This window comes from Draconibacterium sp., assembly GCF_041583095.1.
Lineage (GTDB): Bacteria > Bacteroidota > Bacteroidia > Bacteroidales > Prolixibacteraceae > Draconibacterium.
Genome location: NZ_JBFHGM010000050.1, coordinates 1 through 23963 on the forward strand (window position 1 = coordinate 1; position 23963 = coordinate 23963).

A 23963-nucleotide genomic window follows, 5' to 3' on the forward strand; every position below is an offset into this window, starting at 1 on the left:
GATTTTGATAAATCTTACAAATCGTCACATGTTCCAGTTCAACCAGGTTTTTAAGAATGCCTAATTTACAGTCATAAACTAGCTTATCTCAAATTGGCTTCAGTTTTAGAGTAAGTAATAATACTTGGCAGAATTAAGTATAAGCTTCCTTTAAACGACCAGTACCTAATTAATTCAATTATGATCAATTTGTTATTTAACAGATAGAAGTCATCATTCCAAATCGTAAACACTCCAAAATCAATTTAATCCGAATTGCAAAAGGAATCGGAATGGACGATGGTAATCGAAGCGGGGGAGGCGCGTTAATCGTCAAGTGTTTTTACAGCTATTTTGCAATGAATTTTCCATTCGAAGTATGAGAAAGGTGTATTCATGCAAAAGTATAATCGCTTTCAAAAACTCTTGACTATTCATGCGCGGCGTTTATGCCGAAGTCTTTTGCAACCGAAGGCTTGTTTGGATTGAATTGAATAAATTTGTTTGTGATTTGGAATCACTTTTAAATTGAATGGAGTTCATTTTGGCATGCTTTCATCAGGAGAAATTACAAGTTCTGGATTGATAACATTCCCTTTGTCGTTAAGGCCTTTTTTAACGTTCAACTCGTATGTTTCTACAGCTTCCCGAATGTCTTTTATAAATTCTTTATCGCGCTTAATATGAAATATTGTTTCCATATTTCTCAAACCTGTTAAATCAATTCCCTGGAGTAAGTTAATATATCTGTATTTTAGATCATTATCCGTTAGCCTTGCATTTTGAATTTTTAGGGCACCAATACACAACAGGAGTAATGCAAATACAATAGTTGATCCAATTTTCCACATTTTCAACTCGCTTACCGGAAGGTTCCTTTTCTTCTTTTTGGGAAAGCATTTTAAACTTTCGATACTTGTTTTTAACTGATTGATATGATTTGTAAGATCAGTTTTAATGCGCAGGATCTCTGATTTTGTTTTATCAGAATCCCTTTGAGACGAAGTTTCTATTATCCGTTGGATTTCATTCAGAAACGTACGGGCCAATACAAATTTCTGTCGTTCCTCTTGTTTTGGAGTATCTTCTTTGGACTTTTGTTTGTTGTTGTTTTCCATCTCTTTTTCAATTGTTGATAACCTCTTTTTGATTTCCTCAAACATGGCCGCTATTAAACTAATGTTACTCATATTCAATTATTTAATTATCTTCCTAGCCCTCGATTCCTGTTCTTGTGCTTTTTCTTCAGATTTACAGAAGAACTTTGATTCTCTCGGTCAAAATGTCTGTATTTATATGCTGATAACGATAGATTTACTAATGGATTCAATTCATGTCCACGGCTATGTTTTGTATTGATGCGAGATTCACGCGAAATATTTTGCTGTATCTGCCTGTTTATTTTGGAGAAACTAAATTGCCGGTCAACTTTAGAACCATTGAATTTGAAGTTGTTTTTTGTGAATATTATTCCCTGAACCTCGTCCGTACGCCCTTTATACTTAAAAGAAGTTTGTATTCCCTCTTCTTTCAAGGCTTGAATCAGGGCATTCCATGACTTGCAGTTGGGTACAACCTCTTTTAGTGTATTGTATATTTCATATTTGGTTCTATCCGGCTCTCGCAGACGGTGTTCCTTTACATTCTCTTTCCCTTTTGCGAAATAGAGTCCGAAATCAAAAGTCAAGTCCTTACAGATCTTTTCGCTGCGAAAGCGATCATTTTTATCTGAAATGGTTTTACCCTGATTGTTTACACGGTTAAAAACAAGGTGAATGTGTGGATGCTCCTTGTCGTAATGGCGAACGATAATGTATTGGGTGTCCTTAATTCCCATTCTCTCCATATATTCGTTGGCAATTTCCACTATTTTCGGATTACTCAGGTTATCCCTGTCCTGCGCTGAAAAATTGAGAGAAATATGACCAACTGTTTTAATCATCCGGGAATTCAGGTTTGTTTGTTGGATAAAACTCTGGATAATGGTTTGGGTGTTTTTAGTTCTAACTCCATCTGTGGAAAGAATTTCTGCTGCCTTCCTTTTGTCAAGTACATATTCAACGACTCCTTTAAAACCTTTTCCCTTTATAATTTTGGCGATCATTTAATTTTATCAATGATGTTGTCAATCTCACCCGCTAAATGCAAATACTCTGTCCTTGTGTTTTTGTAACCTCCCGCGTTAGCCTTCTTCGCTATTTGGTTTAGATTGTTAGCCATCCCGCAAAGTTTTCTGATATGACCGTTCAGTTCAGGTGTCAACCTTTGAATTATTTTACATGAAGCAATCGACTGTCGGATAATTTCACTCATTGATGTTTTTGCTTCTGCCGCTTTTCCCTTTAGTGTATAGTATTCTTCAGTTGACATTTTTAAACTGACGATATAGGTTTTCTTTTCTGATACCATTTTTCGTGGTCTACCACCTTTATTTCGATTCTTCATTTTCTTCTACTTAGACCAGCGGGATGCAGAAGCAAGGGTATTGGTAATACCAATACATAAACTTGCTTCGCATAAAACTGATAGGTTATTACAGTTGTGAGGCCTTATAGTTTCAGTTGTTTTTGCTGAGAAAAATTCAAAGAGATTTCCTCCTTCAGACTATCATCCGGCGTTAGTTCAAATTTTTCAATAAGCAATTTTAGAGCAGGATTTTGCTTTATCATTTGCTCTGTAATGTGCCTGGTCTCCGGTGCAAGTTTCTCAATTAAATAGTCTGCAATATCGTAACCGGCTGGTAATTTCTCGGATTTGTTTAATTGCTCTAAAAACTCAGAAATTCGGACATCGATGCCATACCTTTTCATGAGTTTGGCTTTAATGTACCATGTTTTGAAGGTACCCAGATCAGGAAATAAAACTACTTTCTGGTCGGTTAGTATTTTGAAATTGCTCGTATTAAGGCTTCCATATTTCCCTCCGGAAGCTATCCAATGGTAATCTTTTAAATAATGTGCGGCAATTACAGCACTTTTCTCACTTTCTACTATTCCGATTGGTTTCGAAGTATCTTCTTTAAGTAAGTGTTCTCCGAAAAAACACTGCTTGAGTTTAAAATCTTCTTGTTTAATTCGAAAATGTACCCATGAGATGTGATTGAACGGGTATTTTATACGTCTGCCTGTCTTGGGGGAGTATTGCATTATTTTACCTGTGCGAATATTTCCCTTGGAATCCACTTGCCAGAATATTGTTGCTCCTTCCCAAATTTTAGAGGTTCCTATTTTGTATTTCTCAAATAACTCCAAAGTTGCAGTTTCTCCAATTTGTGAACCTATGAACTGAAACAGATTATTTTGTTTATAAGATTGTTGGCTTTCTCTTAATAGATCTTGATCTATTAAACTTATTGACTGAATGGTTTCTGGTACACTGTTGGAGGGGGAGGAGGTTTCACTTGTTCTAGGTAGTATGTAGTTATTGTCCTGAAAGTATTGACTGGGCGTATAATGATAGCCGCATTTTTCTTCACGGTTACATCTCCCCACATTTTTCGAAAAGGTAATCTTTTTTTCGGTATCAATATATTTTACAAACACATTCTTCTTATTACAAGCAGGGCATGTATGTCGTGTTGAAGAACCTTGATATGGTTCAAGTTTAAATCTAAAAGCATTCATGGTGGATGGTGTTTATCGTTTTTTTGAAAATGGAATGGAATAATCTTCTGAGAGAATTTCAGGTGTCATTATTGCGGGAATATGCGAATGGGTATCGGCTGAACTATTTTTCCGGCCTGTATTTATCCACTCCAACAATTCATCCTCATAGAAATAGAGCTTCTTGCCGCTTTTATAGCAGGGAATATCTCCTTTTCGGACAAGGGTATAAACTGTCGATTTGGCTTTCATAAGAATTTTACAAGCCTCATTGATATCGATTGGCCTTTTCGGAATATCCGGTCTTTGGATTTCTTCGATAAGATTTCTTAACTGGGTTACTTCATGAATTAGAAAGCCTACAGCTTCCGGTAACTTTTCAAATGTAATTTCATCTTTACACATGGCAACTGTTTTTAATTGTTTGTGTACAAATGAAAAAGGTGTTTTGCTGGTGCCTGTTAGTCACCAAAAAAACACCATAGAAACACCGAAGATCTATAATGTTTTAGTTGCCAAGTTTGTACCTAATGGGAATAATACAGTTGCTGTCAGGAATCCTAAGTTTTTTCTTGATTGTCTTTATTTCACTCACTTCCTGAAGGGTAGGGGCAAACACTATTTTAAGGAAATGAGAGATAGAAAGTTGGTCTGTGATTCTGAAGTGGTTCCAAATATTCCATCCATAATGATAGATGTCGCTAGCTTTTAATTGCTTGTCAACTTTTATTGGTTGTATTGATTTTAACTCTTCTTCATTTGAATACATTTCTACAAATGTACACAGTCTTAATAGTTCAGAATCTGAGGTATATGGAGCAAAAACTTCCTGGGAATATTGGAGAGCTTGCTTTAATAATTTTTGTTTTTTCTGTTTTGATGTTTCCTTAAATGTTTCGCGTATTTCATTCGTTGAAACACTGTTGGAAACAAACTCCAAACCTATTTTAGTCTCATTACTGGCAGATTCTTTTCTCTCAAAAGGTTTCGAAGAAATTATTTTGGGGAGCAAAAAATTATCGATCAGGCTATTAATACTTATATATACAGCCAACGAAAATGCAACGACAATTAAGAAAACGATATTCGATGTAAACAAATCAAGCTTTGATAATAAGCAAAAATACCTTGTTAATGTCGCCAATACCAGAATAGCACAGCAAACTAAAAGAATCAGAATAATATTTTCCGGCTTCTTAATTGTCATAGGAATTATTTTAAGCTAATCTTATTGGCAGATTCCCGTTTCTTTTCATTTACCAAATCGGCGTAAATCTGAGTGGTTGAAACGTTTTTATGAGTTAGCATTTTCGAAACGGTGTAGATATCTGTGCCTAGAGCTATCTGTAAAGTTGCAAAAGTATGTCGGAAACAGTGAAATGTTATCTTCTTTTTTATTCCGGCCGAGGCAACCCAGTTCTTCAAAGGTTGAAAAGTCATGCTTCTCTCCAGATCCTTAAAAACTCTTCCAGTGGTACGTTTGCCGCATAATTGCAGAGCTTCATTGCTTAGAGGCAATGTTGTTTCCGTATCGGTTTTTTCTGTTTTTAACCGCATACAAAACTCGCCTTCGGATGCAGGAATAATATTATCCCACCTTAAGTTTAAGATGTCGCTGATCCGTAATCCGGTCAAACACGAGAATAATGAAGCGGATTTCAAAACAGATATGTCACAAGGAGTTGCTGCAAGCGTTTTGAGTTCTTCCAATGTCAGGTATTCAATTTTGGTATCGACGGTTTCAATGCTTTCCAGAAAGTCGTTTATATTCTCAAATATTAATTTGTCCCGATAAGCCAGTTTTAGTAGTGCCCTATATGTTGAGAAATATGAGGCTGCAGAGTTTTGAGAAATGGGAAATTTTGTATGTTTTAGCTGTTTTGCACTCAGTAGATATGACCTGAATTTTCTACTTAAATCAACCGTTATATCCTCAAACAAGCATCTGCCATTCACAAATTTCTCAAAATGAGCATATACCATCATCCATTTCTGATCTTTCTTTAGAGCAATTTTGTAGAAGTAATCTAAAAAGTCTGCTTTAAGTTTATGCTTGTCCAGAAATCCAAATTGATCATTTATTAGCGACTGCACCCTGATTGCGCGAATACCTTCAGCTTTGTTCAATACTTCACGGTTGTATTCTTTTTCAATCTCTGTTCTTGGTTTTTTGTAAATGTATATACCGAGAACCTCCCTGCGTGTCAGTTTCATTGTATATGGATTTCTTATAGCAGGATAATAATCCAAATAAAGCGATAATCTTCCTTTAGAAATCTCACGTTTTCTTAAAGTAACTTTTACACAAGTCATAATTAATCAGTGTTTGTTGGTGAAAAAACTCGATCTAACTCATCTTTGGGAATCTTTATGTATTTTCCTTCTTTAATCTTAGCCAGGTTATTTCTTTTTATCAAGCTATACAGACCATCCTGGCTAATATTGAATTTTTGCATTGCCTCCTGTACAGTATAATATTCCTGGAATGATTGCTCACTAAGACCTCGGGCAGTTAAAACATGTTTTTTTGAATAGAGCACTGATAATCCTTCCTTTTTCTTAGGAACCTGATGCCTTGATACTAATGTGTAAGCAGCTGATGTTGTAATTGAGAATTCTGTACAGATTTCAGAAATACTAATCCAGTCATTAATTTCTTTATGGCTAGCATCTTCCTTTCGCTTAAAAAACTTATCGATATGAAGCTTGTTATAATAGCTTCTTCCGTTTTTTACAATTTTAGGAATATTATTTTCCCTAATAATTTTATACACCCAGCTATCTTTTACGTTAAAGGTTTCTTTAATTTCAGAAATCGAATAATATTCTGGAGGTAATTGTTTTACCTTTTCAGGAGGAATATTTCTTACCATTGCCTTTTCCATCATCTCGTCAATGTCGGCGCGTTTTACAAGCATGATTCTTGACGAAATTTTAGATACAGGTAGTTGCCCTGAATGAATTAGTTTGTAAATGGTTTGTCTGCTCAATCCTAGATATATGCCAACTTCATTCACCCGTAAGAAGTCCTTTGAGCATATTTCATTATAAGAGGGTATTCTTTGATAAATCAAACTCTTATTTTTTTTGTTCTCAATTTTCTCTTTTCTCTTTTGATCTTTATAAGCTTGATTATTACATCTATGAGAACAGTATTTTGTAGTTGTTCTTTGTGCTGTAAATTCTTTATTGCACCATAAACAAAATTTTCTTATTTCCATCTCATTATTCTTCTTAAAATATCCATTTACTGTAACCTATCGTAATCCAATACATATAATTGTATATAAACTACACTATTTTACAATTTTTCATTTTTCAAGTTAAGAATATTTGAAGAAAAATACAAATGAGGTACAAAAATGAACGAAATATTAAGGAAATACGATTAAATGCTGAAATTGGCCATAAGTGTATTGAAAAACAATACTTTGATTGATAGGTATTTATGTGTTTTAGTGATTAGGGATATCTGAATTTATTTCCCGATACAGAAGTTCTTAAAAATATGCCCCAAAACTTCCTCGTTGCCAACTTCTCCGGTAATCTCAGCCAGATAATGTAAACATTCGCGAATATCCTGCGCAAGAAAATCGCCGGTTATTTGCATATCAAGTCCATTAAGCACGCGTAAAATGGCCTCGTGGGCATTCTTTAGTATTTCGTAATGACGGGCGTTGGTCACAATTACATCTTGCTGTTCAACCTCGTCCATATTTATAGAATGAGTCATGTAATCGATCAGCTCATTGATGTTTTCCTTTTGTTTGGCTGCAATAAACACCGCTTTTTCGTTATCGGTGAGTTCCATTACTTCAATCTGCTGAATGGTATCGCGCAAACCGGAATCAATTTTATTGGCAACAATAATCAATGTTTGATGCGGGGCAATTCGCTCACGAATCTTCTGAATACGACTTTCAACAAGCGGGTAGGGGTTATTGGTGTCAACTACCAACAAAACCACTGTTGCCTGTTCCAATTTGCTGTAACTTCGCTCTATACCAAGGGTTTCAATCTGGTCTTCTGTTTCCCGAATGCCGGCGGTATCAAAAAAGCGGAAAGCAGTTCCACGAATATTTACCACATCTTCAATTACATCGCGTGTAGTACCGTGAATATCGGAAACAATAGCACGGTCTTCATTCAACAAAGCATTTAAAAGCGTTGATTTCCCTACATTGGTTTCGCCAACAATGGCCACCGGAATTCCATTTTTAATGGCATTTCCCAACTGAAACGAATCTTTAAGTTTGCGTAATAAAGCCTCAATTTCTTGTGTAAGTTTTCGCAATGCAGTACGGTCGGCAAATTCCACGTCTTCTTCACTAAAATCAAGTTCAAGCTCTACCATGGCCGTAAAATGTAACAACTGATCGCGTAATGAACCAATCTCTTTTGAAAAACCACCACGCATTTGATTCATAGCCAGTTTATGTGCTGCCGCATTCGACGATGCAATTACATCGGCCACTGCTTCGGCCTGCGAAAGATCCATTTTCCCGTTTAAAAATGCGCGTTGTGTAAACTCACCGGGCAATGCCAGGCGCGCTCCGTTTTCAACCAGTACATTTAAAATACGCTGTTGAATATATACCGATCCGTGGCACGATATTTCAATAATATCCTCGCCGGTAAACGAATGTGGCGCACGAAACAACGCTATAACCACTTCGTCGATCGTTTCGTCGGATGAAACGATTTTTCCAAAATGAAGGGTATTTGCCTCCTGATCGGCAAGTGATTTGCCTGTTTTCGGACTTTCGTAAACCTTATCGCATATTGCAATGGCGTCACTACCTGAAAGACGAATAACGGCAATCGCTCCAACTCCGGGCGATGTTGATATGGCACATATTGTTGATTGATCGAGCATATTCATTATTTCTTCAATTTCTTGAAATATATTAAAGGTAGTTCTTTATATTTTAGTTTTTTGTGTTCAACCCAAACTGTAATTAGTCGTTCAGAGAGAAAACCATATATCCGCTCCTGATATCCTTTGTATGTATCATTCGAAACTCTGTTTTCAAATTTAAATAATATATCAAACAGCCATTCCATCAGCTCTTCAAAATCAACTCTTCTCAATACAAACATGTTATTGGCAAATAATCGGTTCTGATTTAAAACCTTATTAAAAGCCGGTATAAACTCAGGAGATTTTTCCTTTAAAATATTTTCTAGTAATACTAAATCATCGGCGCTATGATATTTAGAATAATGCTGCTTTATAGTTTGGCGTAATTTGCGTCTTACCGGAAGGATGGCATCATATTCCTCTAAAATCTTTAGTGCATCATTTTCGTTTAATAGTTGCTTTCCCCAATAGTTGATATTAGCGGTGTAGATTAATCCATAACGTTTCTTCCATAAATTTGACGGAAAATAAAGTAAACGTTTTATTCGATAGGCTAACGGCTCTTTGGCAGTGGTAAAGTACCTGCGATAATGGCAACTTCCAACAATTTCGGTTTGTGTATTTTTCCAAACCCAGTAAAGGCCCGTCAGCTCACTATAGTTATTATTTTTTGCCGAAATGTGATCGCCGCTGTCATCTCCGCAAAAACCTTCAACTTCATTTCTGTTATTTTTTCCGGCCCAAACAGGAATATACAAATCGTTGAGAAAGTCAACTTTTATGGGTTTATAAAAGAATGAATATATCCTAAATTCTTTTTGTGGGTTCATGTCCTAATTTAGAAAAGCACAAAGCTAATCTTTGAATTGTAATAAACCAAACGTGCCCTTTTTTTCTTATTTTCATGTCACCTATTATTTTACAAGTTCAATTCTGTATACATGAATACATTATTAAAAGAATCAGCAAAGCTGATAAAAGGGTCAAATTTTACATTCGCATTTACCGGTGCCGGAATTTCGGTTGAGAGTGGAATTCCGCCGTTTCGTGGTGAACACGGACTTTGGAACAAATACAATCCACAGGTACTGGATTTGGGATACTTTCTGAATAATTCAGCACATTGCTGGACATATATACGTGAGATATTTTATGACTTTTTTGCTGACGCCAAACCAAATGATGCACACCGGGTACTGGCACAAATGGAAAGAAATAAGCTGTTAAATGCTGTTGTTACTCAGAATATTGACAATCTGCATTACGAAGCTGGAAGTGAGTCAGTTTATGAGTTTCATGGTAATTCGAAAAAGCTTAAGTGTTTAAAGTGCGGAAAAGTTTATGATGCCCGAGATATAGATTTTGAAAACATTCCACCAAAATGTGCAAATGATGGAGAAGTGCTAAAACCTGACTTTATATTTTTTGGTGAAGGAATACCACACGATGCATATGCGGATTCGTTCGCAGCGGCCGAAAAAGCCGAAGTCTGTATCATTGTTGGATCAACAGGCGAAGTAACACCGGCGTCGTATGTACCACGTACTGCCAAACAAGCCGGGGCAACAATTATTGAGATTAATCCGGAGGAAACCATTTTTACCTCGGCAATTACCGATATTCATTTAAAAGGAAAAGCCACCGACGTTTTAAATCAGTTGGGTGAATTGCTGTTTTGAACTTTTCAACCAAATGTTTGAACTTTATTGTAGCGTGGCATATACTTCCACCTGAAAGCAATTAATCTACGTATCATTTTCGGTATAACTTGAAGAAAATTTATATTTGCGCTACGAAAACAAATAGGGTAACTTTGGTTTTAGCCGAGGGTTTCTTGACCAGGCTAAATTGTTACCATTTTAATTAAAATTATAAACGAATGAAATTACTTGAAGGAAAAACAGCGATTATTACCGGCGCTTCTCGCGGTATTGGTAAAGCAATTGCTGTAAAGTATGCACAGGAAGGGTGCGATGTTGCCTTTACCGATCTTTTTGAAGATGACAATATGAAAGCCACGGAAGAGGAATTAAAAACTTACGGCGTAAAAGCCAAAGGTTACGCTTCTGATGCAAGTAATTTTGAAGATACCGACCGGGTTGTAAACGAAATTGTTAAAGAATTTGGCCGTATCGATGTATTGGTAAATAACGCAGGTATAACAAAAGATACTTTGTTAATGCGAATGACTGAAGACCAATGGGATGCAGTAATTAACGTTAACCTGAAATCAGTGTTTAACTTTACAAAAGCAGCTCAGCGCACGATGCTAAAACAACGTTCAGGATCAATCATTAACCTGAGTTCGGTTGTTGGTGTTAGCGGAAATGCAGGTCAGTCGAACTACTCGGCATCCAAAGCTGGTATTATTGGTTTCACCAAGTCGATAGCACGCGAACTGGGTTCTCGTGGTGTTCGTTCAAATGCCATCGCTCCCGGGTTTATTATTACTGAAATGACCGGTAAAATTCCGGAAGAGGCGCGTAAAGCGTGGGAAGCTTCGATTCCGTTAAAAAGAGGTGGAACACCGGAAGAAGTTGCAGGGGTTGCTACATTCCTTGCTTCTGATCTTTCATCGTATGTAAGCGGACAGGTTATTACGGTTTGTGGTGCAATGAACACTTAAAAAACGTTATAAAATAATGAAAAGCTGTCTGAATGGGCAGCTTTTTTTGTTTCTTTGTGTTTGATGAAACACAGGGCCTTGTTTGTTGGACTCACTACAGTTGATATTCAGTATTTTATCGATGATATTCCGATTGCCAATACTAAAATTAAAACCGGTAATCCCGATATTTTAGTTGGTGGCCCGGCAACCAATGCAGCTGTTGCTTTTGCGTATTTGAATAAAACCGCAACGCTCGCCAGTCCTGCCGGGCTGAATGCTTTTTCCTCGTTTATCGATCAGGATCTGAACAGGGTTGGAGTAGATCATTTTGATTTGGCATATGGCCAGGAATTTGAAACTATTTTGGCAACTGTGTTAACATCAAAAAATGGCGACCGAACCATCGTTACGCATAATCCAGCAGAAGTTAAGAGTACGATTTTACCCCAAAAACTAATAGACCTGGTAGAACCACAGATTCTTCTTATAGATGGTTTTTATCCGGAGTTTAGTATGGAATGTGTGCGAATTTGCAAGGAACGGGGAATACCTGTTGTTGCTGATTGTGGAAGCTGGAAATCCCAGTTTGCCGATCTTTTATACGATGTTGACATTGCAATATGCTCAGCCGACTTTATGCCGCCGAAATGTACAAACCGTGAAGAGCTTTTTGATTTTATGATAGCTAAAAAAGTACAGTCGGTGGCAATTTCAAATGGTGGAGCTGAAATTGAATATTTATCTAAAAATAAAAAGGGAATAGTAAAGGTAGCGGAAGTGAACGTTATGGATACTCTTGGCGCAGGAGATTTTTTACATGGTGCCTTTTGCTACTATTTTCTTGAAAATGAAGATTTCGAAAGCGCTATGCAAAAAGCAGCCGTGTTGGCTTCATTTACCTGCAGTTTTAAGGGAACACGGAAATGGTTAAATTTTGATCATAATGCCTGACATCTGAAAAATAATCCGTAAATTGTTTTATTCGGAAACAATAAAAGAATAATGTTAAATAAATCAATTGCATATCGGTTGAGTGTATATATCTCCCTTGCAGTGATAGGGGTATTTATTGCTTTTATTGGAGTATTTTTTCTCTTCAATCAAACACTTATAAAAGAAAGTGTAAAAAATAAGGCAATGTCGCAAAGTAATCATGTAACCAGCCAGGTGCAGCGTTACATTGTTACTACATCTGAGGTTGCCGGAAATATTTCCGATCAGGTCATTTTTTATGGTCAGCAAGACCATGCTGATTTGTTCATTCAAAGCCTGGTTATAAAGTATCCGTTTATCAATGCCATTTATGTTAAAATTGATTCAACGGTTACCAACTTGCCGTATTGGAGTTATTTTACATATAAAGATGGAGATTCAACTGTTATACGAAGAGGTAGCGGTAATATATCGTCGTGTGCAAATGAGCAGGTACAGTTTCAGAAACTGATTAAACAGAAAGATGAAGGCTGGTCGGAGCCCTATTTATGCGAACGAAATAACATTGTGGTTGCGGCGTACTGTTCACTGATAATGATCGATTCGCCTTCGGGGCAAAAAAAGAGAGTTGGAGAAGTAATTTGCGAACTATCGTTAAATGAATTGAACAAGCAGGTGAACAGCTTGAAAATTGGAAAAGAAGGATTTGCTTTTCTGATGTCGAAAGATGGTGTTTATATTACACATCCCGTGACTGATTGGATTCTTAACCGTAGCATTTATGACGTTCATGAAAAAGTTCTTCGCGAAGATATTACAACAACAACCAAGAAAGTACTTGCCGAATCCAAGCCGGGAACTTTGATTGCTTATCCTGAATTATTTAATTTCGAAAAAGCCCTTGTTTATTATGTTCCTATTCAGCAAAATGGTTGGGTTTTGGTTTCAGTTTTACCCTACAAAGAGCTATTTGAACCTTTATATTTGCCAGTGCTGCAGATGTTGTTCTTCTCCGTTTTGGGAATTCTCATCATTTATTTAACCGTAACTTACATTATAAACCAACAAATAAAGCCACTGAGTTTGGTTACCAAACAATTAAAAAGATTTAGTAATCTAACCGGACCGTACAAAGATATTCCTGAAAATGAAATCATTCAGGTTGCCGAGAGTTTGAATTACATGAAATCGTGGTACGAAAAATACCTTCAAATCCAATCCGATGAACAAAAGAAAAAACAACGGCGACAGGAAGATATGAATCAGGCTTCTGAAATACAGCAAAGCTTTATTAAGACAATATATCCTGCTTTTCCGGATCGTACTGACATTGATCTGTATTCATCTTACCAACCAGCTAAAGGGGTAAGCGGCGACTTGTTTGATTACTTCTTTATTGATGATGAACACCTGATTTTAACCATGGGCGATGTTTCGGGGAAAGGAGTTCCTGCTGCATTTTTTATGAGCGTTGCGCAAACAACAATTAAAACAAATGCTTTGGTGTCGAAAGCAAATAAAATTGTTGAAAAAGTAAATACAGAGTTGTGTACAAGCAACTATCATCAGTTCTTTTTAACACTGTTTTTGGGGGTTCTGAATGTAAAGACGGGCATTTTAGAATACTGCAATGCGGCTCACACTCCCGGATATGTTTTGACAAAAAACGGAAAGGTAAAAGAATTGGCACAGTCTCATGGATTGCCATTAGGGCTTTATTCCGACAAATCTTATGGTTCAGCTAAAGTTCAACTGAACCGTGGTGATACGCTTGTTTTGTATACTGATGGAGTTACCGAAATGCTAAACGAAAACAATGAGCAGTATAGTAATCATCAACTTGTTGATAATCTGATATCACTGACTGGAAAAAGCCCAAAGGAAATTGTTGAACGTTTAGAAAAGAGTTTCAAAATGTACATGGGGCATGCTCAACAAGCCGATGATATTACCATGCTGGTCTTTAACTACAAAGCATAAAAAAAAGGAGGTAAAAACCTCCTTTTTCATTTAAAGTATTTTGATTCTTATTCTTTTAAAGCTTTTTTATTGGATAAAATACGCATCTGAAGCTTTTCATTTTTCTTATCAAAACCAACAGAAATGGTGTCTCCTTCGGATATTGATGCCTTAATTATAATTTCGGCCATCTCATCTTCCAGATATTTCTGGATCGCACGTTTTAATGGTCGGGCACCAAACTGAGGATCATACCCTTTCTCGGCAATAAAGTCTTTTGCGGCTGGAGAAATTTTAAGTTTGTAATTCAATGATTCAACACGTTTGTACAAACCATCAATTTCAATATCGATAATGCTGTGAATGTGTTTTTTCTCCAGCTGGTTGAACATTACCACATCGTCAATACGGTTCAGAAACTCCGGAGCAAATGCCTTTTTCAGTGCTTTCTGAATGATGTATTTGGTATGCTCGTTTTCCTCTTCCGGTGTTTTAGCCGTAGCAAAACCAACGCCACGTCCGAAATCTTTTAACTGACGCGAACCAATGTTCGACGTCATAATGATAATCGTATTTTTGAAATCAATATTACGTCCCAAACTATCAGTTAAACGTCCTTCGTCCATCAACTGAAGTAAAATATTAAACACATCAGGATGAGCTTTCTCAATTTCATCGAGCAAAACAACCGAATAAGGCTTACGTCTCACTTTTTCGGTCAACTGTCCACCTTCTTCGTAACCTACATATCCCGGAGGCGCTCCAACCAATCGCGACACCGCAAATTTTTCCATGTATTCACTCATGTCAATACGTATCAGCGAATCCAGGTTGTCGAACAAATAAGTGGTTAAAACTTTTGCCAGCTGGGTTTTTCCAACCCCCGTAGGCCCCAGGAAAATAAATGTTCCAATCGGGCGGTTTGGATCTTTTAACCCTGCGCGGTTACGCTGAATGGCCTTAACAATTTTCGCAATTGCTTCGTCCTGACCAATAACTTTGCCTTTCAGATCGTTGCCCATGTTCATCAGGCGTTTTCCTTCAGCCTGAGCGATACGCTGTACAGGAATTCCCGACATCATGGCAACCACTTCAGCTACCTTGTGCTCATCAACCGTTTCACGATGATTCAGCAAGTCTTTTTCCCACTGTTCTTTTGCATCTTCCAATAGCGTAAGCAGGTTCTTTTCTTTATCGCGGTAATTCGCTGCCAGCTCAAAATTCTGACTTTTTACTGCAGCAATCTTATCCTCTTTGGTTTTCTCTATCTTTTCTTCCAGCTTAACAATGTTATCCGGAACATTGATATTTGAAATATGTACACGCGAACCGGCTTCGTCAAGCGCGTCAATCGCTTTGTCCGGCAAATAACGATCAGTAATATAGCGAGCAGTTAATTTTACACAGCTTTCAATTGCTTCAGGTGTAAAAATCACATTGTGATGATCTTCGTATCGTTCTTTAATGTTATTCAGAATTTCAATGGTTTCGTCTACCGAAGTAGGGTCGACCATTACTTTCTGGAAACGACGTTCCAATGCACCGTCTTTTTCAATTTGCTGACGGTATTCATCCAGTGTTGTAGCTCCAATACATTGAATGTCGCCACGTGCTAAAGCAGGTTTTAACATGTTTGCAGCATCCAGCGATCCGGTTGCTCCACCTGCACCAACAATAGTATGAATCTCGTCGATAAACAAAATAACATTGTTTACTTTCGACAGTTCATTCAAAATCGCTTTCATACGCTCCTCAAACTGCCCGCGATATTTTGTACCCGCCACAATCGAAGCAATATCAAGGCTTACAACACGTTTGTCGAATAATATTCTTGATACTTTTTTACCTATGATACGAAGGGCTAATCCTTCGGCAATGGCCGATTTTCCAACACCTGGTTCTCCAATCAAAATTGGGTTGTTCTTTTTACGTCGGCTCAGGATTTGTGCCAGTCGCTCAATCTCTTTCTCGCGACCAACTATCGGGTCAAGGCTGTTTTCTTCTGCCAGTTTGGTTATATCAATACCAAAGTTATCGAGTACCGGGGTATCCGATTTTGCGCCGGCAGCCTTTTTCGAACTTTGTCCGCCCGACGGGCCTTTTCCAAAACCTTCTCCCGGCTCATCGTCATCGCTTTCGGGGAAATCTGATTTTGCTTCGGGTTGCAGATAATCTTGTAATTGCGACTTAACCATATAATAATTAATGCCCAATTCAACAAGCAATTGGGTTATCAAACTGTCGTTGTCTTTTAATATCGCTAACAAGAGGTGGCCACTGTTGGCCGTTGCACTTTTAAATGATCGTGCTTCTAAATAAATCAACTTCAAGGTCTTTTCGGTTGATTTAAGCATAATCAAATCAGCTTTCTGATTAATATCTTTATCTGTGCGTACTTTGCTTTCGATTAGTTGTTTTACTTCAACCAGGTCAACACCCAGGTTTTCAAGAATATCAGTAGCAGTACCTTCGCCTTCTCTCAAAATTCCCAAAAAAAGATGCTCCTGGCCTATATAATCATTCCCCAAACGAATTGCCTCCTCCCGGCTATATCCGATAATGTCTTTAATTCTTGGTGAAAATTGTGAATCCATATATAGTCTCTTTTTTATCTCTGGTTTAACAAATACTATTCCTAAAAGGTTGAAAGACTAAATTAAATAAAATTTGAAGCGGGGATGTATCGAAATGGCAGAAGTTATCAAAGGTAACCTAAACATCATGCATAATTGTCAGTTGATATGTTAATATCTTCTTGTCAAAAGTATGTAAAACACTACTAGATATACGTGTTACACGAATGATTTTACTATTTTTGTGGGTCTTAAACAGTGATAATTTATTTTGAAAGGAGATATAATGACAGAAGGTGAAAAGATTATCAGAATAAACATTGAGGAGCAGATGAAATCTGCCTATATTGATTATTCAATGTCGGTAATTGTTTCGCGTGCATTACCCGATGTACGCGATGGTTTTAAACCGGTACACCGCCGGGTATTATTTGGTATGCACGAGCTTGGAATACTTTCCAATCGCCCGTATAAAAAGTCGGCCAGGATCGTAGGTGAGGTACTTGGTAAGTATCACCCGCATGGCGACTCATCGGTTTATTTTACCATGGTACGTATGGCACAACACTGGTCGTTGCGTTACCCGATGGTAGATGGCCAGGGGAACTTTGGTTCCGTTGATGGTGACAGCCCGGCAGCAATGCGTTATACCGAGGCTCGTATGTCGAAGATTTCGGAAGAAACTTTGGCCGACCTGGACAAAAATACTGTTGATTTCCAACCGAACTTCGATGAATCGTTGGGAGAACCTACTGTATTGCCAACAAAAATACCGCAGCTGCTTGTAAACGGAGCATCGGGTATTGCCGTTGGTATGGCCACTAATATGGCTCCACACAACCTTAGTGATGTGATTGATGCTACCATTGCGTACGTCAACAATAATGACATCGAGATGGAAGAGTTGATCGATATTGTTAAGGCTCCCGATTTTCCAACCGGCGGTATAATCTATGGTTATCAAGGAGTTAAGGATGCATATGAAACCGGAAGGGGACGTATTGTTATAAGAGGTAAAGCTCATATTGAAAATGAAGGTGGACGCGAGAAAATTGTTGTAACCGAGATTCCATACATGGTTAACCGTGCAGAAATGATTCAGAAAACTGCAGATTTGGTTAACGAAAAGAAAATTGAAGGAATTTCGAACGTTAACGATGAGTCGGACCGTGAAGGTATGCGTGTTGTATACGATTTAAAACGCGATGCAATGAGCAACGTAGTTTTGAATAAACTATACAAATATACGCAGCTGCAAACTTCGTTTAGTGTTAACAGTATTGCACTGGTACATGGTCGTCCAAAAATTCTAAATCTGAAAGACCTGATCAAACACTTTGTTGATCACCGTCACGAAGTGGTAACACGCCGTACGCAATACGAACTGGAGCAAGCCGAAAAACGTGCTCATATTCTGGAAGGACTTATTATTGCCAGTGATAATATCGACGAAGTAATTGCTATTATTCGCGGATCTTCAACTCCTGAAGAAGCACGAAACAAACTGATCGAACGATTTGAATTAAGTGATGTACAGTCGCGTGCGATAGTAGAAATGCGTTTACGTCAGTTAACCGGTCTTGAGCAAGACAAACTTCGTAAAGAATACGACGAAATTATGGCGCAGATTGAACATTATAAAGCCATTCTTGCCGACGTTAACTTGCGCATGGAAATCATTAAAGAAGAGTTGGAGGAAGTTAAAGCCAAATATGGTGACGAGCGTCGTACAGAAATTGTTCCTAACGCCGAAGAATTCAACCCTGAAGATTTTTATGCCGATGAAGAAATGGTTATTACTATTTCGCATTTAGGTTATATAAAACGTACGCCACTTACCGAGTTCAGAACTCAGGGCAGGGGAGGAATAGGTTCGAAAGGAAGCACGACTCGCGATGAAGACTTCCTGGAGCATATTATTATTGCCTCAATGCACAACACCCTTTTATTATTTACCGAAAAAGGAAAGTGTTTCTGGCTAAAAGTTTATGAAATTCCTGAAGGAACAAGGGCTTCAAAAGGTCGTGCAATTCAAAACATGTTGAATATTGAGTCTGACGATCAGGTGTTGGCATTTATTAAAGTAAAAACACTGGCCGATCAGGAATTCATCAATAATAACTACATTATTCTTGCTACCAAAAAAGGTATTATTAAGAAAACAACTTTAGAAGCTTATTCGCGTCCACGCCAAAATGGAGTTAATGCAATTACCATTAAAGAAGGCGACCAGTTGCTGGAAGCCCGTTTAACAAATGGTAAAAGCGAGGTGATGCTTGCAGTACGTTCCGGAAAGGCAATTCGTTTCAACGAAAGTATTGTTCGTGCAATTGGTAGAACTGCGTCCGGAGTACGCGGAATTACACTTGGTCACGAAAATGATGAAGTAATTGGTATGGTTTGTGTAATGGATGAGAATGAAGATATCCTGGTAGTTGCCGAAAAAGGATATGGAAAACGTTCTAAAATTGAGGATTACCGTATTACCAACCGCGGTGGAAAAGGTGTAAAAACACTAAACATAACTGAGAAGACCGGTGAATTGGTAGCGATTAAAAGTGTTTCTGACGATAATGATCTGATGATTATTACTCAGAAAGGAATTACGATTCGTTTGGCGGTTAACACCATTTCTGTACTTGGAAGAGCAACACAGGGAGTACGCGTTATCAATTTACGGGAAGACGACAGAATTGCCTCGGTTGCCCGAATTGCTGTTGAAGAAGAAGCTTCTGAAGATGTAACAGACGAGAATACTGAAGATATTGATAATGAAGAAAATAACTTAGAACAAGAATAAATTATTGAATATTCTTGTTGGAATTTTGATAAAATTTGAAAAGATATATTTTTGTGGTCTGTAAGGGGCTATTTAACGAAATTTTAAAATTTTAAATAAGTATAACAATGAAAAAAACTATCATTCTTCTGGCCTTGGTTTTTTCAGTTTCTGCAGTATTTGCGCAGAAAGGGAAAGTAACAAGTGCTCAGAACCTTAAAGATTCAGGCAAATTAGATCAAGCGTTGGAAGCGATCAATGAAGCAACTGATCCATCAAACGATAAGGCTGAAAAATCAATTCCCTGGCCAAAAACATGGGAAGTGAGAGGGGAAATCTTCCAGGCTATTTTTGCAAGCCAGGACGCAAATGTTAAAGCTTTAAGTGATGATCCGTTAACTGTAGCGTTAGAATCGTATAAAAAAGCACTTGAACTGGATGATAATGACAAGTTCTCGAAAAGTGTAAAAATTAAATTAACACTATTAACCAACGACCTTACCAATCAGGCAGTTGAAGCATTTAATAATAACGATTACGAACTGGCGTTAAAATCTTTTGAGCAAATCCTTGATATTCAGGAGATTCCTGTTGTGAAAGAAGATAGCCCTGATGCAGTTGATACTGTAATTTTATTTAACTCAGGTTTAGCTGCTTACAATGCTCAGAATTATAATAAAGCGGTTCAATACTACGGCGAGGCTGCTAAATATGGTTATAATGGTGCAAAAACATACGCTTTAATTTCTGACTCTTATATTCAGATGAAAGACACTACAAATGCGTTAAAAGCTGTTCAGGAAGGATTTGAAAAATATCCGGATGACAATAACGTATTGACAAGTATGATTGACCTTTATATGAAAATTGGTAAAAACGAAGAAGCGTTGAAATACCTGGATATGGCTATCGCGCAAGATCCAAACAATGTAACTTACTACTTTGCTAAAGGTGCGTTATACGAAAAATTTGGTGAAGAAGAGAATGCAGTAGCTGCATATGAAAAAGCGTCGGAAGTTGATCCAACATTCTTTAATGCATACTATAATTTAGGTGCGCTTTATTATAATAAAGGTGTAAAACAAATTGAAGTTGCTAATGCAGTTCCGGCTAACGAAAATGAAAAATACGAAGCTGAATTAAAAAAAGCTGACGCTTGGTTTGAGAAAGCACTTCCTTATATGGAAAAATGTCATGAGTTAAATCCGGAGGATGAAATGACATTAGAGTCGCTTAAAAACTTGTACTACCGTATGAAAAATATGGACAAGTACAACGAAGTTCTTGAAATGTTAGGACAATAGTATATAATAAAAAGGAGGGAAATTCTCTCCTTTTTTTATATTTATATAAATAACATAATATCAATTATAAGACAAATGCATTTATATCATATCCTGGAATACCCGGCTTATTACGGCCAGCTGTGCTGGTTTAAATAAAATCAGTTATCGCGACGATTAGTCCGATAACGTTAAAGATTTTATGTAAAAGTTTATAGAGTATTCTTCACAAAATGTTTTTCCTATAATTCAATAATATGTCTGCTCCTGAATCAAGTTTTTGTGGCTTTTGATTTTGCAAGTCAAAAACTTACAGAACTTAGTTTGGGATTGCCTTCGCCAATCCGCTCAGGTATATACTACGCACAAATCTCGTGCACTAAAATTGTGCTAATCTGAATAACTGTGCTTAAAAATATTTTTATACGAATCTCAGAGCTTTTAGAATTATTATTCAGCTAATTATAGCATCAAAATTTCACACGCTTAGAATTTGTTAATCTGAAGAGTTTACGTTAACTGCAATTTTATACAATTCTCAGCGCGTTAAGTTTTCATAGTTCATGGAATGATCCTTTCCAAAATCAACTTTATTAATATTCCTTATTTAATCGCCGGTAATATGTAATTCTCCAAAATTCGATTCTGCTTCACCTTCGATTTAAAGTTCGCACCGGTAAACACAATAACTGCATTTAAATCAGGGAAAACCATAATTTTCTGTCCACCCCAGCCAAGAGCACAATACATACGTCCGTATTCTTCGTACTTTTTGGTCCACCACGTGTAACCGTAACCAACAGTTCCTAAATCTTCTCCGGGAATTTTAATGCCATAATTCGGTCCAAAAGCATGTCCACATTTATCTATCCATTCTTTCGAAAGAATCCGCTGACCATTCCAAACACCATCGTTTAAAAACAGTACACCAACTTTTAGCATGTCACGCGGTGTGAGTTTTAAACCTCCGCCGGTACTGATTTCGCCGGTGTCGTATTTTAACCACCAATCATTTGATTCGCATCTACTATCAAAGTGGAATCAATGCCTGATCGTTCCAGAGATTCAACTTGTAGCCCATCGCTTGTTTGCTTCGGAACCTGGTAGTAATAGTTCTTACTTGTGCTGTTGCAGCTAGCCGCAGCCAGTACAAAAAATAAAATGGCAATTCCTGTTACTTTTATAAATGTTTTCATGATTGTTTTGCACTTTTATAATGTATGGGTAAAAAAGGTGTGACCACCAGACCAACCGCAATCCCGATCAGCAAGGAAGCCAGAAAATACATTACTGAATATTTTAGCAAGATAAATCCTACTCCCAATCCCATCATTGTTGTCCCTCCTGTTATCCAGGAACTTTTGTCTTTGTTTCTCTTTTTTGTTTTCATGATTTTTAGTTTTTAATAATTTGTTGTTAATTTTTGTTGATGTAAAGGTCCTACAAACGCCGATGCTGCACCAATAACTTATGTGCCAGATAATATGAAGTTTCGCGACGAGATATAAAATATGTAGCATCATCATTAAATATGGTGCAACCAATAAGGTTATCCCGGTTGGCTTACGAATCATTATCTAAGAATCAATTGGCTAGTTACTGTTGGAAATGGCGACGCGAAACAATTAGTTATTTCTGATGTTGATTTCTGTAGAAACATATTTAAAGCTGGTATTATATAATTCGGGAAATAAAAAGCGGGTCAACTTATTGTAGCATAACTAAAAACAACATTATTGCTGAATTTGAGATCTGTTGCCCTAAATTGGTAAAACGCGCGTATTCTATTTGCATTCTCAAATTTCTGAATAATAGTTCGTACTGAAATGATGTTAACAATACATTATATTAACATGTGGAACGCAATATAGTACACGCTATTACAATCGATAGATCTATTTTTGCCGCGCATGATTAAAAGTCGTATTAAAACATACAAACTAAATAATCAGCGGGCATTTGTGGCCATCAAAATGGCTTATAAGATGCGGTCCGACAGGTTTGTGCCGCCTGTAACTCTATTCTGATTTCTCTCTTACCCCCTTCCCTGTATTACCGATTTTTTCATTAAACTATTTTATATGTTACGAAAATTTAGTTCATTATTTTTGATTATTCTATTTTTTACAACTAATTTGTTTGCACAGGAAAAACCTGAGGTTCAAATTGGTGGAGCACTTCGTTTTAATTACAACCTTTCATCGTGGAAAGAAGGTCAGAAAACCCGTGGTGGCGATTTTGGCTACGATGTTTTCAGAGTTAACGCGAAAGCGAAGTACAAAGGCGTAAAACTAAATGCTGAGTACCGGCTTTATTCCGAAGGTTTTGGCGGAGGAATGCTAAAACAAGGTTGGGTTGGTTACGATTTCAGCCCTGAAAACAACCTTCAGATCGGTTTAACACAGGTGCCTTTTGGAATTACCCAGTACAATTCGCACAACTGGTTTTTTGGTATTAACTATTACGTTGGTTTAGAAGACGACCACGACATGGGTATAAAATACACCCACAACGGCGAGAACTGGTTGTATGCCATCGCATTCTTTAAAAATGCCGAGGAACTTCGTTTTGGAAGTAATTCCGATGTTTCAGACAGTCGCTACTCGTACGATGTTGGTTCGTCAGCCGATGGTTTATACCGAAATAAGGAAGTAAACCAGTTAAACCTGAAGGTGGTTAGAAAGCTCTCATCGGGTAACAGTAAGCACATGTTGGGTGTATCGGCACAGTATGGCGGGCTTTACAACCTCGACACGGAGAAAACAGGCGACAGCTACGCACTTGCAGCGCATTACGAGTTAAATGCCGGAAACTTCAACTTGAAAATTCAGGCTACGAAATACAAGATGAATCCTGAAAACCCTGCCGATCAGGATAGCGAAGGGCTTGCGATGACTGCTTACGGTGCGCCTTACCTTGTGGCTTCTGAAGCTACAACGTACACAATTGGGCCAGCGTTCTCTGTTCCGGTTGAATGGGGACCAATTTCAAACCTTCAGTTTTATAACGATTTTGGCTACATGAATAAGGCCAATGATATGTATGAAGACAGTTTTATGAATACTACCGGAGTTTTGGTAACTGCCGGAAACGTTTATACCTACGTTGATTTGGCGCAGGGAAAAGATCACCCGTGGATTGGGCCGGCATGGACAAATGGTCTGGCAGCCGGAACACCTGATGCTGAATGGGAAACCCGTTTCAATATTAACATTGGATACTATTTTTAATTGAATTAATCATGTCGGATAATAGAAAAACAAAAATTAAGGTTGAAGACCTGACACTGATCTTCGGCAAACGCAAACAAGAAGCACTGAAGTTATTGGAACAAGGTGTTTCTAAGGAAGAGATCCTGAAAAAAACGAAATGCACCGTTGGTGTAA

21 protein-coding genes are annotated in these 23963 nt (G+C 37.5%); 7 read left to right on the forward strand and 14 right to left on the reverse strand.

All coding sequences use genetic code 11. The annotated features are described in order from the left end of the window. Positions 1–518: 518 nt before the first annotated feature. From ABZB17_RS06975 to ABZB17_RS07020, 10 genes are all read right to left on the reverse strand, one after another. Positions 519–1169, reverse strand: coding sequence for a hypothetical protein (locus ABZB17_RS06975; RefSeq protein ID WP_372648890.1), 651 nt, complete (start codon positions 1167–1169; stop codon positions 519–521). 14 nt (positions 1170–1183) lie between these two features. After that, positions 1184–2083: a relaxase/mobilization nuclease domain-containing protein gene (locus ABZB17_RS06980; protein WP_372648892.1), complete on the reverse strand. Its 900-nt coding sequence runs from the start codon at positions 2081–2083 to the stop codon at positions 1184–1186. Further along, positions 2080–2424, reverse strand: a complete 345-nt coding sequence (gene mobC, locus ABZB17_RS06985) for a plasmid mobilization relaxosome protein MobC (RefSeq protein ID WP_372648893.1) — start codon at positions 2422–2424, stop codon at positions 2080–2082. The genes ABZB17_RS06980 and mobC overlap by 4 nt, the downstream gene beginning before the upstream one ends. Before the next feature lie 104 nt (positions 2425–2528). Continuing rightward, positions 2529–3602 (reverse strand): DUF6371 domain-containing protein, encoded by a 1074-nt coding sequence (locus ABZB17_RS06990; RefSeq protein WP_372648895.1) that lies wholly within the window; start codon positions 3600–3602, stop codon positions 2529–2531. Positions 3603–3614: 12 nt separating this feature from the next. Next, positions 3615–3986: a helix-turn-helix domain-containing protein gene (locus tag ABZB17_RS06995; RefSeq protein ID WP_372648896.1), complete on the reverse strand. Its 372-nt coding sequence runs from the start codon at positions 3984–3986 to the stop codon at positions 3615–3617. A 103-nt stretch (positions 3987–4089) separates the two neighbouring features. Continuing rightward, positions 4090–4788: a hypothetical protein gene (locus ABZB17_RS07000; RefSeq protein WP_372648897.1), complete on the reverse strand. Its 699-nt coding sequence runs from the start codon at positions 4786–4788 to the stop codon at positions 4090–4092. Positions 4789–4793: 5 nt separating this feature from the next. Next, a complete protein-coding gene (locus ABZB17_RS07005; RefSeq protein ID WP_372648899.1) occupies positions 4794–5894 on the reverse strand; it encodes a site-specific integrase in 1101 nt (366 codons plus the stop codon). Between the two features lie 2 nt (positions 5895–5896). Further along, the gene (locus ABZB17_RS07010) at positions 5897–6802 is read right to left on the reverse strand and encodes a helix-turn-helix domain-containing protein (protein WP_372648901.1); all 906 of its coding nucleotides are present in this window, start codon (positions 6800–6802) and stop codon (positions 5897–5899) included. A 257-nt stretch (positions 6803–7059) separates the two neighbouring features. Continuing rightward, the gene (gene mnmE, locus ABZB17_RS07015; RefSeq protein WP_372648903.1) at positions 7060–8457 is read right to left on the reverse strand and encodes a tRNA uridine-5-carboxymethylaminomethyl(34) synthesis GTPase MnmE; all 1398 of its coding nucleotides are present in this window, start codon (positions 8455–8457) and stop codon (positions 7060–7062) included. A 5-nt stretch (positions 8458–8462) separates the two neighbouring features. Further along, positions 8463–9272, reverse strand: a complete 810-nt coding sequence (locus tag ABZB17_RS07020) for a DUF4422 domain-containing protein (RefSeq protein ID WP_372648905.1) — start codon at positions 9270–9272, stop codon at positions 8463–8465. Between the two features lie 111 nt (positions 9273–9383). Between ABZB17_RS07020 and ABZB17_RS07025 the strand changes: the two genes are divergently transcribed. From ABZB17_RS07025 to ABZB17_RS07040, 4 genes are all read left to right on the forward strand, one after another. Next, the gene (locus ABZB17_RS07025) at positions 9384–10121 is read left to right on the forward strand and encodes an NAD-dependent deacetylase (RefSeq protein WP_372648907.1); all 738 of its coding nucleotides are present in this window, start codon (positions 9384–9386) and stop codon (positions 10119–10121) included. 200 nt (positions 10122–10321) lie between these two features. Then, positions 10322–11068, forward strand: a complete 747-nt coding sequence (fabG, locus tag ABZB17_RS07030; RefSeq protein WP_372648909.1) for a 3-oxoacyl-[acyl-carrier-protein] reductase — start codon at positions 10322–10324, stop codon at positions 11066–11068. A gap of 78 nt (positions 11069–11146) precedes the next feature. Next, entirely contained in the window at positions 11147–12001 is an 855-nt protein-coding gene (locus ABZB17_RS07035; protein WP_372648911.1) for a PfkB family carbohydrate kinase, read from the forward strand. 51 nt (positions 12002–12052) lie between these two features. Then, positions 12053–13963, forward strand: coding sequence for a SpoIIE family protein phosphatase (locus ABZB17_RS07040; RefSeq protein ID WP_372648912.1), 1911 nt, complete (start codon positions 12053–12055; stop codon positions 13961–13963). A 47-nt stretch (positions 13964–14010) separates the two neighbouring features. Here ABZB17_RS07040 and ABZB17_RS07045 read toward each other — a convergent pair whose 3' ends face one another. Beyond that, a complete protein-coding gene (locus ABZB17_RS07045; RefSeq protein ID WP_372648913.1) occupies positions 14011–16536 on the reverse strand; it encodes an ATP-dependent Clp protease ATP-binding subunit in 2526 nt (841 codons plus the stop codon). A 265-nt stretch (positions 16537–16801) separates the two neighbouring features. On the opposite strand from ABZB17_RS07045, the gene gyrA reads away from it, so the two are divergent. Beyond that, on the forward strand, positions 16802–19315 hold the full coding sequence (gyrA, locus tag ABZB17_RS07050; protein WP_372648915.1) for a DNA gyrase subunit A: 2514 nt from the start codon (positions 16802–16804) through the stop codon (positions 19313–19315). A gap of 107 nt (positions 19316–19422) precedes the next feature. After that, the gene (locus ABZB17_RS07055) at positions 19423–20598 is read left to right on the forward strand and encodes a tetratricopeptide repeat protein (RefSeq protein WP_372648917.1); all 1176 of its coding nucleotides are present in this window, start codon (positions 19423–19425) and stop codon (positions 20596–20598) included. A 582-nt stretch (positions 20599–21180) separates the two neighbouring features. Here ABZB17_RS07055 and ABZB17_RS07060 read toward each other — a convergent pair. The 3 genes from ABZB17_RS07060 to ABZB17_RS07070 are packed head-to-tail and all read right to left on the reverse strand — an operon-like array spanning position 21181 to position 21967. Beyond that, entirely contained in the window at positions 21181–21558 is a 378-nt protein-coding gene (locus ABZB17_RS07060) for a serine hydrolase (protein WP_372648924.1), read from the reverse strand. Between the two features lie 17 nt (positions 21559–21575). Then, the gene (locus ABZB17_RS07065; protein ID WP_372648919.1) at positions 21576–21773 is read right to left on the reverse strand and encodes a hypothetical protein; all 198 of its coding nucleotides are present in this window, start codon (positions 21771–21773) and stop codon (positions 21576–21578) included. After that, positions 21770–21967 carry a hypothetical protein gene (locus ABZB17_RS07070; RefSeq protein ID WP_372648920.1) on the reverse strand — a complete coding sequence of 66 codons (198 nt, stop codon included), beginning with the start codon at positions 21965–21967 and terminating at the stop codon, positions 21770–21772. The genes ABZB17_RS07065 and ABZB17_RS07070 overlap by 4 nt, the downstream gene beginning before the upstream one ends. A gap of 691 nt (positions 21968–22658) precedes the next feature. Between ABZB17_RS07070 and ABZB17_RS07075 the strand changes: the two genes are divergently transcribed. Further along, positions 22659–23807, forward strand: coding sequence for a porin (locus tag ABZB17_RS07075; RefSeq protein ID WP_372648922.1), 1149 nt, complete (start codon positions 22659–22661; stop codon positions 23805–23807). Positions 23808–23963 lie beyond the last annotated feature (156 nt).

Bases quoted from the DNA above. Each gene is read 5' to 3' on its own strand.
- ABZB17_RS06975 (WP_372648890.1), bottom strand. From the start codon at position 1,169: ATGAGTAACATTAGTTTAATAGCGGCCATGTTTGAGGAAATCAAAAAG.
- ABZB17_RS06980 (WP_372648892.1), bottom strand. From the start codon at position 2,083: ATGATCGCCAAAATTATAAAGGGAAAAGGTTTTAAAGGAGTCGTTGAA.
- mobC (WP_372648893.1), bottom strand. From the start codon at position 2,424: ATGAAGAATCGAAATAAAGGTGGTAGACCACGAAAAATGGTATCAGAA.
- ABZB17_RS06990 (WP_372648895.1), bottom strand. From the start codon at position 3,602: ATGAATGCTTTTAGATTTAAACTTGAACCATATCAAGGTTCTTCAACA.
- ABZB17_RS06995 (WP_372648896.1), bottom strand. From the start codon at position 3,986: ATGTGTAAAGATGAAATTACATTTGAAAAGTTACCGGAAGCTGTAGGC.
- ABZB17_RS07000 (WP_372648897.1), bottom strand. From the start codon at position 4,788: ATGACAATTAAGAAGCCGGAAAATATTATTCTGATTCTTTTAGTTTGC.
- ABZB17_RS07005 (WP_372648899.1), bottom strand. From the start codon at position 5,894: ATGACTTGTGTAAAAGTTACTTTAAGAAAACGTGAGATTTCTAAAGGA.
- ABZB17_RS07010 (WP_372648901.1), bottom strand. From the start codon at position 6,802: ATGGAAATAAGAAAATTTTGTTTATGGTGCAATAAAGAATTTACAGCA.
- mnmE (WP_372648903.1), bottom strand. From the start codon at position 8,457: ATGCTCGATCAATCAACAATATGTGCCATATCAACATCGCCCGGAGTT.
- ABZB17_RS07020 (WP_372648905.1), bottom strand. From the start codon at position 9,272: ATGAACCCACAAAAAGAATTTAGGATATATTCATTCTTTTATAAACCC.
- ABZB17_RS07025 (WP_372648907.1), top strand. From the start codon at position 9,384: ATGAATACATTATTAAAAGAATCAGCAAAGCTGATAAAAGGGTCAAAT.
- fabG (WP_372648909.1), top strand. From the start codon at position 10,322: ATGAAATTACTTGAAGGAAAAACAGCGATTATTACCGGCGCTTCTCGC.
- ABZB17_RS07040 (WP_372648912.1), top strand. From the start codon at position 12,053: ATGTTAAATAAATCAATTGCATATCGGTTGAGTGTATATATCTCCCTT.
- ABZB17_RS07045 (WP_372648913.1), bottom strand. From the start codon at position 16,536: ATGGATTCACAATTTTCACCAAGAATTAAAGACATTATCGGATATAGC.
- gyrA (WP_372648915.1), top strand. From the start codon at position 16,802: ATGACAGAAGGTGAAAAGATTATCAGAATAAACATTGAGGAGCAGATG.
- ABZB17_RS07055 (WP_372648917.1), top strand. From the start codon at position 19,423: ATGAAAAAAACTATCATTCTTCTGGCCTTGGTTTTTTCAGTTTCTGCA.
- ABZB17_RS07065 (WP_372648919.1), bottom strand. From the start codon at position 21,773: ATGAAAACATTTATAAAAGTAACAGGAATTGCCATTTTATTTTTTGTA.
- ABZB17_RS07070 (WP_372648920.1), bottom strand. From the start codon at position 21,967: ATGAAAACAAAAAAGAGAAACAAAGACAAAAGTTCCTGGATAACAGGA.
- ABZB17_RS07075 (WP_372648922.1), top strand. From the start codon at position 22,659: ATGTTACGAAAATTTAGTTCATTATTTTTGATTATTCTATTTTTTACA.